This is a genomic window from Bacteroidota bacterium (genome assembly GCA_016183775.1).
In the GTDB taxonomy this organism is placed as follows: Bacteria; Bacteroidota; Bacteroidia; order JABDFU01; family JABDFU01; genus JABDFU01.
Genome location: JACPDY010000105.1, coordinates 1 through 11,761, shown reverse-complemented (window position 1 = coordinate 11,761; position 11,761 = coordinate 1). Strand labels below are relative to the sequence as shown.

Annotated in this window: 12 protein-coding genes; 10 read left to right on the top strand and 2 right to left on the bottom strand. The window is 38.8% G+C overall.

Annotated features, from left to right (window positions below; all coding sequences use genetic code 11):
• Positions 1-687, bottom strand: a 687-nt coding sequence (locus HYU69_13425) for a carbamoyl phosphate synthase small subunit (GenBank protein ID MBI2271338.1), incomplete at its 3' end; no start/stop codon positions are given.
• A gap of 178 nt (positions 688-865) precedes the next feature.
• On the opposite strand from HYU69_13425, the gene HYU69_13420 reads away from it, so the two are divergent.
• The gene (locus HYU69_13420; protein ID MBI2271337.1) at positions 866-2,002 is read left to right on the top strand and encodes a T9SS type A sorting domain-containing protein; all 1,137 of its coding nucleotides are present in this window, start codon (positions 866-868) and stop codon (positions 2,000-2,002) included.
• A 53-nt stretch (positions 2,003-2,055) separates the two neighbouring features.
• Complete coding sequence (locus HYU69_13415; GenBank protein MBI2271336.1) at positions 2,056-3,033, top strand: nitronate monooxygenase; 978 nt, start codon at positions 2,056-2,058, stop codon at positions 3,031-3,033.
• A gap of 141 nt (positions 3,034-3,174) precedes the next feature.
• Here HYU69_13415 and HYU69_13410 read toward each other — a convergent pair whose 3' ends face one another.
• A complete protein-coding gene (locus tag HYU69_13410) occupies positions 3,175-3,579 on the bottom strand; it encodes an acyl-CoA thioesterase (GenBank protein MBI2271335.1) in 405 nt (134 codons plus the stop codon).
• Between the two features lie 456 nt (positions 3,580-4,035).
• Here HYU69_13410 and dnaA point away from each other — a divergent pair, with 456 nt between their 5' ends.
• The 8 genes from dnaA (at position 4,036) to HYU69_13370 (ending at position 11,351) form a co-directional block, all read left to right on the top strand.
• Complete coding sequence (gene dnaA, locus HYU69_13405) at positions 4,036-5,469, top strand: chromosomal replication initiator protein DnaA (GenBank protein ID MBI2271334.1); 1,434 nt, start codon at positions 4,036-4,038, stop codon at positions 5,467-5,469.
• Positions 5,470-5,556: 87 nt separating this feature from the next.
• Complete coding sequence (locus HYU69_13400; GenBank protein ID MBI2271333.1) at positions 5,557-6,018, top strand: DUF1801 domain-containing protein; 462 nt, start codon at positions 5,557-5,559, stop codon at positions 6,016-6,018.
• 22 nt (positions 6,019-6,040) lie between these two features.
• Entirely contained in the window at positions 6,041-6,778 is a 738-nt protein-coding gene (locus HYU69_13395) for a hypothetical protein (GenBank protein ID MBI2271332.1), read from the top strand.
• A complete protein-coding gene (locus HYU69_13390) occupies positions 6,775-8,115 on the top strand; it encodes a T9SS type A sorting domain-containing protein (protein ID MBI2271331.1) in 1,341 nt (446 codons plus the stop codon). The genes HYU69_13395 and HYU69_13390 overlap by 4 nt, the downstream gene beginning before the upstream one ends.
• A gap of 144 nt (positions 8,116-8,259) precedes the next feature.
• On the top strand, positions 8,260-8,577 hold the full coding sequence (gene trxA, locus HYU69_13385; protein ID MBI2271330.1) for a thioredoxin: 318 nt from the start codon (positions 8,260-8,262) through the stop codon (positions 8,575-8,577).
• An 85-nt stretch (positions 8,578-8,662) separates the two neighbouring features.
• Positions 8,663-9,595: a DUF58 domain-containing protein gene (locus HYU69_13380; GenBank protein MBI2271329.1), complete on the top strand. Its 933-nt coding sequence runs from the start codon at positions 8,663-8,665 to the stop codon at positions 9,593-9,595.
• A 61-nt stretch (positions 9,596-9,656) separates the two neighbouring features.
• Positions 9,657-10,421 carry an SPOR domain-containing protein gene (locus tag HYU69_13375; protein ID MBI2271328.1) on the top strand — a complete coding sequence of 255 codons (765 nt, stop codon included), beginning with the start codon at positions 9,657-9,659 and terminating at the stop codon, positions 10,419-10,421.
• A gap of 111 nt (positions 10,422-10,532) precedes the next feature.
• The gene (locus tag HYU69_13370) at positions 10,533-11,351 is read left to right on the top strand and encodes a hypothetical protein (protein MBI2271327.1); all 819 of its coding nucleotides are present in this window, start codon (positions 10,533-10,535) and stop codon (positions 11,349-11,351) included.
• Positions 11,352-11,761 lie beyond the last annotated feature (410 nt).

The window sequence follows — 11,761 nt, the reverse complement described above, 5'->3', positions numbered from 1 at the left end:
GCCGTTGGAAAGCATAAAACCATCGGGGTTCCATTTTTTCAGTTCAGCAAACGGGGTTTTCATAGGAAACACCTGTACATAGCAACCCCGTTCAGCCAGGCTCCGTATAATATTTTTCTTCACGCCAAAATCAAGCAACGCAACCTTGTATGACGCATCGGTTTTACCGAAGAAATAAGGCTTTTTTGTAGATACTTTTGAAGAAAGCTCTAACCCAACCATTGAAGGAACCTTTGCCAACTTCGCTTTCAATTTTGTTATGTCTAGTTCTTCAGAAGATATAATGGCATTCATAGCGCCTTTACTCCTGATATAGCGGACAATGGCCCTTGTATCAACACCCTGTATAGCAACAATATTATCGTTTTCAAAATACTCTTTAATGGAACCATTGGAACGTTTACGGGAATGAAATTCATTGAAGGATTTACAAACCATTCCCGCAATTTTTATAGAGTCGGATTCTACCTCATCATCATTCACCCCATAATTACCAATATGCACATTGGTCATCACTGTTATTTGTCCGAAGTACGAAGGATCAGTGAATATTTCCTGGTAGCCGGTCATCCCTGTATTAAAACATATTTCACCGGCAGTTGTACCGATCTTTCCGGCCGCTTTGCCGTGAAACACTTTGCCATCCTCCAGAAGCAGAACAGCGGGTTGTTTGGGTATATATTTCATTCAGGACTTTTATTAAATACGGGTACAAATTTACACCAAAATTGCCTTTTATGAAAGAAAGTTATTATCGAATAATCACCAATTTTTGACATTCCCGCTGTCCTTTATACCTACCTATTATAACAGATTGTGTTCCTCACAATACATACTTACATTTGAAGCCTGACAATATTTAAATATGATCAAAAAATCAGTTGTATTTCTTTTTCTTGGTATGGCCTGTCCCTGGTCTTTTTCGCAGGTTTATCCAACCTTCGGCCCTGAAAAAACCGTTACCATTACGGGCAACACACTTGATGCGATGGAACCTTTTATATCAGCGGACGGAAATACCCTTTTCTTTAATAGTCTTAATAATGGTACAACAACAAGCCTGTATTACGCGACACGGGTAAACGATACTACATTTACTTTTGTTGGACAGGTGAATGGTGTTAATAATCTCACACCCCATCTTGATGCGGTCGCATCAATGGATTCGGCGAATAATTTTTTCTGGGTATCTACGCGAAACTATCCGACCGTTTTCGAGAATTATCAACATGGCTCTTATAGTACAGGCAGTGTAACAAAAGCCGGCCGGGTTATTGGCAACTTTTATGTTTATTCCCCGGGCTGGCTCATAATGGATGCCGCTATCAATTATGACGGAACATTATTGATCTATTGCAATGCCTGGTTCAATAACTGCGGTGGTTTACCCTGTAAAGCCCGACTTGGAATAGCACAAAAAGTAAATGATTCAACATTTAACAAAATCACTACTTCAGAGCAGGTACTCGCCAATATCAACGACTCAACCTATATTGTATATGCACCCGAAATCACCAAAGACGGACTTGAATTATATTTTACCCGTATTAAAAACGGAACTACTTTAACCGAAATATGTGTCTCCGTAAGGCCTTCCCTGACCGGAGTATTCAGCCTGCCCAAAGTAATTTATTCCAATCAACCCGAAATACCTGAAGCGGCGACAATAGTTCCTGATAAAAGCCGGATTTATTACCACAAAAAACCAGGTTCGCTTTTTAAAATTTTTATGCGGTACAGAACTGTTTCTACCGGCACAGATGAAAAACCTGTATCCAATACTGCTATTCAACTGTTTCCAAATCCTTCGGAAAGTACTTTCAGGATATTATTACCCGATTCACAGCAAAATGCCGAAGTGAGAATTTATGACATGCTTGGGCAACAGGTTCTTTCTTCTTCTCAAATGGATGTTGATATCTCCGGGCTTCAAATGGGTATTTATAGTATTCTTATTAAACAAGGGGAAAACAGCTCGATACAAAAATTGATAAAACAATAACATCCCGATTTCCCGTCTCATTTTAGCTTATCTTTAGTAATCATTTAACAGATATGGAAACACCATTCACTAAAATGATGGGGATTGAATACCCGGTCATTATGGCACCTATGTTCCTGGTGAGCAATACAACCATGATCATTGCCGCTCTTGAAAGCGGTATTACCGCGGCTTTTCCGGCACTCAATTACCGGACTGATACCGAACTCCGCGCCGCTATAGCAGAGATAAAAGCAAAGAGCAAGAAACCTTTTGGAGTAAACCTTATTGTAAACAAATCCAACTTTAAATATCAAAGTCAATTAGCCACCTGTGTTGAACTGAATGTCAATTTTATCATTACTTCCCTTGGTAATCCTAAAGAGGTTATTGATAAATGTAAAGCAAAAGGCATAAAAGTATTTTGCGATGTGGTTGACCTGAAGTATGCTCAAAAGGTAGAAGCTCTTGGTGCTGATGGTGTAATTGCTGTAAACAATAAAGCAGGCGGGCATGCAGGTAATATGGCCCCTGAAGAATTGGTGCCATTATTAAAGAAAAATCTAAAGATATATGTTATCTCTGCCGGAGGTATCGCAACCGGAACACACCTCAAACAAGCGCTTGACCTGGGAGCTGATGCCGCATCCATCGGCACTATTTTCATCGCGTCAACGGAAGCTCCCGTTTCACAGGAATATAAGAACGCGCTTGTTAAGTATGGTGCAAAGGATATTGTTCGTACCACCAAATTATCCGGCACTCCTTGTACCGTGATCAATACACCTTATGTAGAGGGCCTGGGAACCAAAGAAACTTTTCTGGAACGCCTCTTGCATAAAAACAAATTCCTGAAAAAATACGCAAAATTATTGTTAGCCCTAAAGGGATTGAAAACACTGGAAAGATCGGCTTTAGGAGCAACCTACAAAACCGTTTGGTGCGCCGGCCCGGCTATTGAATACATCCATTCCATAAGGCCGGCGAAAGAGATCATTTTGCAACTGATCCGGGAGTACAAGGAAGCATTAAGTAGAGTTTATATCGAATAAGCTTTTTTGTGGGTTTAGTGTTTTTGTGCTTTAGTGGCAATTGAATTTTGGCCACTAAAGCACGAAAGCTCTAAATTTTTTCCCCATATATTTTTTGAAATTGTATATAATAATCTAATTCGGTATAATCTCTCGTACCCGCTAAAAATACTTCGCGATATTATTCATAAACTCAACGGGCGCCGCACAGGGCTTGTTGTTTTTTTGATTTATGAAAACAAGGGTTGTTTCTCCTTCATTAAGCTTATCACCCTTCTCATTATATACCTCATAGAGGAATTTTATCCGCACCTTTGGAATCTCAGGAACTGTAGTTTTAACCGTAAGCAGATCATCATAAAAGGCGGGCTTCAAAAACTTAACGGAATAATCCATTACAGGTAAAATAATTCCGCTGTCTTCCAACACCCTGTAACTCATTCCTAATTGCCGGAGCGCCTCCACCCTACCCACTTCGTAATACTGTGCATAATTACCATAATACACATAACCCATGCGATCAGTTTCAGCATAACGAACACGAATAGTTGTTTCAGAAACATACATAATTTATATACTATATTTTTTCAAAAAGTCAATTAATAGTGAATGAAAGTAAAGAAAAAATGTTTTTTTTATTTGCAAGATAAAAGTACAAATTTTGCCCGAAAAAAAATTTTTCATTTAATGTTAGTCATATCAAATAAATTACTATCATTGCATCCCGTTAAACAAGAACGATAGCTAAACACTGCTATTGACGGGACTTTCAGGAGATAAGTAAAAATTTCCACATAACAAAGAAAAAAGTTCTTTATTTACGGAAAGTAAAAAAACAGAGGTAACTACCCTTTTCGCCCTGAAAAAAATTATTTTTAAAAATCAGCGCCGAAAAATTTTTTTATCTCGTTTTTATTTAAATATTTGTGCCATTAATAAGATTTCTTATTCTATATTTATGAGATCGTATTTGGGTTTAAAAAGACTATAAAGATTAACTCATTATAATTCCCGCTTTTTTGAATGGAAAAAGAAAAAGACTATGTAAAGATTTGGGCCAACTGCCTCGACGTTATCAAAGACAATGTAAGTTCTCAAAGTTTCAAAACCTGGTTCGAACCCATTAAACCGGTTAAACTTAGTGCTAACATTTTAACCATTCAGGTTCCCAGCCAGTTCTTTTATGAATGGATTGAGGAACATTATATTACCCTGCTTAAAAAAACGGTACGTAAAGAATTAGGCTCAGACGGCCGCCTGGAGTATTCCATTATCATGGAGAATACCTATAACGCCAAACCCTATACCGTTAAGATACCAACCGTAAACAAAAGAGAATTAAAAAACCCTTCCGTATCAATGCCCATTGATACGGCCACGGGAGGTATACGCAACCCTTTTATCATACCGGGCTTAAAGAAAGTTAATGTTGAGTCACAACTAAACCCGAACTATTCGTTCGAGAATTTTATTGAAGGTGATTGCAATCGCCTGGCCCGTTCTGCAGGTTTTGCTGTTTCACAAAAACCGGGAGGTACCGCTTTTAATCCCCTTCTTATATATGGCGGAGTAGGACTTGGCAAAACACATCTTGCGCAATCAATAGGTATTGAAATTAAAAAGAACTCTCCCGGCAAAACTGTATTGTATGTTACTTCTGAAAAGTTTACCGTACAATTCATTGATGCCATTAAAAATAATAACACCAATGATTTTGTACACTTCTACCAGATGATAGATGCTCTCATCATTGACGATGTACAGTATTTTGCCGGCAAGGACAAAACTCAGGATGTATTTTTCCATATCTTTAATCACCTGCATCAAAATGGTAAACAAATTGTATTGACCTCCGATAAACCTCCTGTTGAAATGCAGGGTATGGAGCAGCGTTTATTGTCACGCTTTAAATGGGGCCTTTCAGCCGACTTACAGGTACCAGGCCTTGAAACACGTATCGCTATACTTGAAAAGAAAATGTATGCTGATGGCGTTGAGCTTCCAAAAGAAGTATTGGAATACCTTGCTTACAGCATTACTACAAATATCCGTGAACTGGAAGGTGCTTATATATCATTGCTTGCACAATCATCAATGAACAAAAAAGCCATCACACTTGATCTGGCTAAACAGATGATCGACAAGTTTGTGAAAAACACAGCCCGCGAAGTTTCTATCGATTATATCCAGAAAGTTGTTTGTGATTATTTCGACCTGCCTATTGAACTGTTGAAGTCAAAGACCCGCAAACGCGAAGTGGTTCAGGCCCGACAGATAGCTATGTTCTTTGCCAAGAATATGACAAAATCTTCATTGGCCACTATCGGAATGCACTGCGGAGGAAAAGATCATGCTACTGTATTACATGCCTGTCGCACTGTAAATAACCTGATGGATACTGATAAGCGTTTTAAAAACTATATTTCGGAACTGGAAAAGAAGATCGCCCTTCAATAAAAAGAAACTCTAATTAAAAGTATACGGGGCGCTATTGGCGCCCTTTTTTTCTATTGTTATCATTAGCTGATCTGATAAAAAGCAAAAATGAAATCCAAAGCCACCACACCATCCAACTATATTGATTCGCTGCCAGCCGACAGGAAACAGGCGATTGCCGAATTGAGAAGTGTAATTCTGAAAAACCTGCCAAAAGGTTTCAAAGAAGTGATGAGTTATGGAATGATCGGATATGTTATACCCCATTCACTATATCCCGATGGTTATCATTGCAACCCAAGCCTTCCACTGCCCTTTATGAACATCGCCTCACAAAAAAATTTTATTGCTGTATACCATATGGGAATTTATGCTGATAAAAAATTACTGACTTGGTTTACCAAAGAATATAGCCGGCACAACAAAACTAAATTAGACATGGGTAAAAGCTGTCTCCGGTTTAAAAAACCCGACCAGATACCATTTAAGCTGATCGGCGAATTGGCTTCAAAAATGACCACACAGGAATGGATAAAAATTTACGAAGGTTATGTAAAAAAAGGTAAGTAATTAAAAACAATAGATCAACGACATGAATAAATCAGTTCCAATACTTATTTTAATACTTTTTATTTCCGCTTGCGGAAACAACACTAACAATAGCTCCCCCGCTAATAATAAAACGAACGAGCCCATACAAACAAATGATCACAGCAAATCAAAGCTAAATATCCAAACGAAAGAATTTACACAGCCCGACAGCTCGGACTATATCCTGTTCCCGCTCACCGCCGGCGAAACCACTGATGGCGGCCTTTTAGACAGCAGAGATTATAAAGAATCCCAGACTGATTATTGGAATATTATTTTTTACAATAAAAAAACAGGAAAACATCACCTGCTTGACGACAAGAAAAAAATGCTCATTCACTCTTATGACAACCGGAATTCAGATTACAGTATCCCACTGCAGATTAGCAAAAAAATATTTTATACCATAACAACATTGGATTGCAATGGCGACAATAAATACAACAGAGAAGATCCCGCTTATTTATTCGTTTCAGATACCGACGGCAAAAACTTCCGACAACTGACACCGGACAATTACAGCCTGTATTCCTGGCAGATAATCAAAAATTCAAATACCATAATAATGATTCTGACAAAAGACAGCGATAACAACAAAAAATATGAAGCTGATGATGAAAAAGTCGCTATGTCAATTGATCTCAGCTCTGATAGGCCTGCACAGGAAGTATTCAGCAATGACTTTAAAGCTAAATTAAAAGACCTTTTTGATACGAATTGGAAAAGGGAAGAACAATGAAAAAACTGATTTTTATTTTTACCCTTGCACTAACTATTCAACAGAGCATACAAGCTCAGTGCAATCCCGGCTTAAACCTGGGCGCTGTGATAGTTCCGACACACGGAAATGCAGCTAATAATGGCAATTTTGCGTCGACAGCCGCATGGCAGGAGGCTGCCAGCTGGATCGACACATTCAATCTCGATTACCGGCAACCCTATATTACATGGACGGATGTGGTAACACAAATTACGGCCAATGTTCCCACCTATAATAATGGAACCATCGGTTTCCAGAACCAGCTGAACACTTGGGCCGGAAATCCCGATGTTCATGTGGTATATTCTACAACAAAAGTCGGAATAGCAAATACACTTGAAGATCTACCGGCAGGTTTTGGATCTTTTACATCTTTTCTTGATCCAAAGTATATCGATCAAAATTACTACGCGATCAAACACATTCTCACGAATGTAAACAAAGTAAAATGGATATCTATCGGAAATGAAATAGAAACCTATTTTGGCGGCGCTTATCTCAATACAGGCAGGATAACACAATACGCCATGTTTCTTGACACCATTAAAAAAAGAATAAAGACCGATTTCCCCACTGTAAAAATAGGAGCTGTATTTGCCTACCATACACTTGTCTGGCAATCTGAACTGAGCCTTATTGACTCTGTACTTAATTCCGTTGATTATGTAGGTTACACTTTTTACTATACAACAAATTCATCCGGAAATTGCTGGGATTCTCCCGCAACCGTACAAACGTGGCTTAATTCGGCGAAGGCAAAGACCGGCAGCAAAAAAATGCTCATAACTGAAACATGTATGGGCGATGGGGGCGGCACAAACCAAAACTGCGGCTCACCAACAAAACAATTGGCTTATGCCGATACACTTTTAAGATGGTATAACACCAACAAAACAAAAATAGAAGGAATGACCTGGTTCACTATAACCGATCCTTACCTCGACTGGCAAACAAGCAATACCATCTGGAATACCTGTGGCCTCACAGATTCATCAGGTATAGCTATACAACCGGCAGGCACTTTGTGGAGCCATCAATGCCAGACATCAGGAATCAACTCAAACAAACATCCTCAATTTAACATCCTGCTCTACCCCAACCCTACCGGCAATTTAATGACCATTCAGCTGGCAGGTATCATAACAGGAACTACAATAATTTCGGTTTACAATTCAATTGGAATTGAAATAAGCAGATTAAATACAAGTGGAGATAAATTTACATTTGACACATCCGATTATCCCAATGGAATATATTATTTTCATATAGAAAACAGCCGCAACACTTATCTCCGGCGTATAATTATAGCCAGATAAGTACTTAAATCTGCCATATTGACGCAGAAAACAATTGGCAATGAATTTGAGATAATGCAGGTGAATTGCTTTTTTGTTGGTAATTCATCAATAAATGAGCATAAATATTCACTAACTTTATTAATAATTTAAAATCAGAAAATCATGGCAGTAGAATTAACGGACGCTAACTTTGATCAGTTGGTATTAAAATCAGATAAACCTGTATTGGTTGATTTTTGGGCAGAATGGTGCGGTCCTTGCCGTATGGTGGGTCCTGTTGTAGAAGAACTTTCGAAAGATTATGAAGGAAAAGCCGTAGTTGGAAAAGTAAATGTGGATGTTAATCCTAATATTTCAGCCCAGTTCGGCATTCGCAATATCCCCACCGTATTGTTCTTTAAAAACGGACAAATAGTTGACAAACAAGTAGGCGCTGTTCCGAAAAACATATTGGATGGCAAGCTAAAAGCACAACTATAAACAGTTCAATGTTCCGTGTTCAATGTTCAAAGTTTAGCTGCAATTGAACTTTGAACATTGAACATTAAACATTGAACCCGAAACGTTGAACCAATTACCCACTCAGCAATTACAACAATTTTCGCACCTCGAATTCATTGCACGACAGGTTGTCGAAGGTTTTATTACGGGTCTGCACAAAAGCCCCTTTCACGGTTTTTCTGTTGAGTTTGCTGAACATCGCTTATATAACAAAGGCGAATCCACAAAACATATTGATTGGAAATTATACGGTCGTACCGATAAACTATTTGTGAAACGGTATGAGGAAGAAACCAATCTTCGTTGTCATATAATCATCGACAGTTCCTCCTCTATGTATTTCCCTGTAGATGAAAAAAAACAAAAAGTACAGCAAAATAAAATTACCTTTTCGGCCTATTGCGCTGCCGCATTGATCGAACTATTGAAACGCCAGCGCGATGCCGTCGGACTAAGTGTTTTTGATGAAAAGCTTGAGCTGCACACACCTGCCAAATCAAGCCCGGTGCATCACAAAATGCTGATCCACGAATTGGAAAAACTCATCCAGTACCGTTCACCTGCGGAACACAAAAAGACATTCGCTGTCGAGGCACTTCACCAGATAGCGGAAGCCATTCACAAACGCTCATTGGTTATTCTGTTCAGCGACATGATGGACGGAGGCAGCAAACCGGAAGAACTGTTTTCAGCACTTCAGCACCTCAAACACAACAAACATGAAGTGATCCTCTTCCAGGTAATGGACAAGAGCAAAGAACTTGATTTTAATTTTGATAACCGTCCTTATAAATTCATTGACCTCGAAACCTGCGAAGAATTGAAAGTAAACCCTAATGAGGTAAAAGATAATTACTTGGCCGCCATTAACCAATTTGAACGAGAGTTAAAACTTCATTGCAGCCAGTACCGTATTGATTTTGTCGAAGCCAATATTGATAAAGGGTTTGAGCAGATACTGATGCCGTATTTATTGAAACGGAGCCGTATGCAATAGGGGTATTGACAAAACCCTTTTTTTACACTATATTTGCAGTCTTAATTCAAATTAAGACCTTATGAAGAAGCTATTCTCATCAGCATTATTAGTTTTAGCAGTGACAGGAAGTGTGATGGCGGTTAATTGCCGCAGATCAATACAAAGCATTTCGGCAAATGAAGTGAAGGTTGAGATCGTGATCAACAAGGATCAATTAAGCAGCTTTGCGCGTTTGGCTGAATCCATACCTGAAGGTTCTACAATAAAATACGCCAAATCCGAAGGAGGCCGCCTTACCATCCAGGACAATAAAGTAAAAATCATCTGGCTAACGTTACCTCAGCAAACAAGTATCACTATATCTTATATCGTTAGCACAGAGGCCTTAAAAGAAGGCAATTATACTATAAGCGGTAATTTCTCTTATGTTGACGGAGGTCTTACAAAAGAGTTTGAGATCCCTGCGAATAATTTCACCATTAACGGCAGCCGTATTGCAAGCACGCTCTCGGCATCCGCAAGTGAAGCTGCTCTTATTAACAAAGTCATGACCGGGAATATATTTGCTACTACAAACGTAACTTACGCTATACAGATCCTTTCAACAAAGGACAAATTATCTGCTGACCATTTCTCTAAAAACAAAGTGCAACAGGTTAAAGTTGAAACTACGACTGATGGTACAAACAAATATATTATGGGGGCTTATAAATCAAGTGATGAGGCTATCGCCACGCGTGACAGCCTTGTTAAAAAAGGGTTTAATGATGCCTTTGTGGTTGCCTATAACAACAACCAGCGTATTACTCTTGAAGAGGCCAAACAGCTGGAAGCCGGCAAATAATTGTTGACCGAAGAAATTCAGGCAGCCTCTCGGATTAACGGGAGGCTGTTTTGTTTAAGGTCCGAAAAATATTTTGTTATTAATTGTACTGTGAATTTATTTTTAAAGAAAATGAAAAACATGCTGGGATTTATATTATTAATTTCTTCTCTTGCCGGAAGCCCAATTACAGGTGACTGCCAAAGAACCATCCAACCCATTACGCCTACTGAATTGAAAGTTGAGGTTACCATCAACAAAAGTCAGTTTAAAGGATTTGCACGCCTGGCAGAATTTGTTCCTGAAGGTTCTGTGATCAAATACGCCAAGACAGAAGGCGGCACATTTATGATACAGGATAACAAAATAAAATTCATCTGGTTAACCCTGCCAAAACAGGATTTCATCACTGCTTCATATGTCATTGGTACCGAAGCATTAAAAGCAGGCAAATACCCCGTGAGCGGAAAGTTCTCTTATACAGAGGACGAGCAAACAAAGGAAATTGAAATTCCGGCAACAACTTTTACGGTTACTGGTAACCAGATTGCCAATTCTGCACCAGCAAGCCCTATTACACCTGCTGAAAATACTGCCATAAGCAAAGTTCCGGAATCGAAATCAGCAGAGATCAAAACCACAACCGAAACGAAAGTTGCTGCAGAAGCTAAAGTTTCAAAAGTAACTTATTCGCTTCAGCTACTTTCAACAAAAGACAAATTAACAGACGATTACTTTTCAAAAAAATATCAGATAGCGGATCCGGTTAGAGTTGAAACGGTTGATGGTTTAAATAAATATATGTTGGGAGAATTCAGGTCAACCGGAGAAGCTGTTGCTTACCGTGAAGGCTTAGCCAAAAAGGGATGTAAGGATGCCTTTGTTGTTCCTTACTCAAATAATACACGAATCACACTTGATGAGGCCAAACGGCTGGAATCGGGCAAATAAAATATCCAGTCATAAGAAACAGAAAAATGCCTGAATTATCAGAAGCTTTTTTTTGATTTATTATCCTGTAAAATTCGTATAATCGTTTTTGTATCGGACAAACAAACGATGTTACAGAACGCATTAGACGCAGATGTAACCGGATGCCAGATATCGATCTTTCATCAATGTCTGCACTGACGAAAAAACAGAAATAAAGAAGATCGTAAGAAACAAAGCGCGGCAGGTGACACTTGATCAGGGAAGAGAATAATTTTTTTGTTTGGGCTGTATCCCACCAACAAAGTACATCTTGTGTAGGAGTTTGTGAGGGAGTAGTTTTGCTTGCATAAACAATAAACTACTTTCCATGAACGAAAAAATGACTGAATATCGTCAGCAAAGACTCGAGCTGGCATCCCAGTATGCTT

Bases quoted from the DNA above. Each gene is read 5' to 3' on its own strand.
- HYU69_13420 (MBI2271337.1), top strand. From the start codon at position 866: ATGATCAAAAAATCAGTTGTATTTCTTTTTCTTGGTATGGCCTGTCCC.
- HYU69_13415 (MBI2271336.1), top strand. From the start codon at position 2,056: ATGGAAACACCATTCACTAAAATGATGGGGATTGAATACCCGGTCATT.
- HYU69_13410 (MBI2271335.1), bottom strand. From the start codon at position 3,579: ATGTATGTTTCTGAAACAACTATTCGTGTTCGTTATGCTGAAACTGAT.
- dnaA (MBI2271334.1), top strand. From the start codon at position 4,036: ATGGAAAAAGAAAAAGACTATGTAAAGATTTGGGCCAACTGCCTCGAC.
- HYU69_13400 (MBI2271333.1), top strand. From the start codon at position 5,557: ATGAAATCCAAAGCCACCACACCATCCAACTATATTGATTCGCTGCCA.
- HYU69_13395 (MBI2271332.1), top strand. From the start codon at position 6,041: ATGAATAAATCAGTTCCAATACTTATTTTAATACTTTTTATTTCCGCT.
- HYU69_13390 (MBI2271331.1), top strand. From the start codon at position 6,775: ATGAAAAAACTGATTTTTATTTTTACCCTTGCACTAACTATTCAACAG.
- trxA (MBI2271330.1), top strand. From the start codon at position 8,260: ATGGCAGTAGAATTAACGGACGCTAACTTTGATCAGTTGGTATTAAAA.
- HYU69_13375 (MBI2271328.1), top strand. From the start codon at position 9,657: ATGAAGAAGCTATTCTCATCAGCATTATTAGTTTTAGCAGTGACAGGA.
- HYU69_13370 (MBI2271327.1), top strand. From the start codon at position 10,533: ATGAAAAACATGCTGGGATTTATATTATTAATTTCTTCTCTTGCCGGA.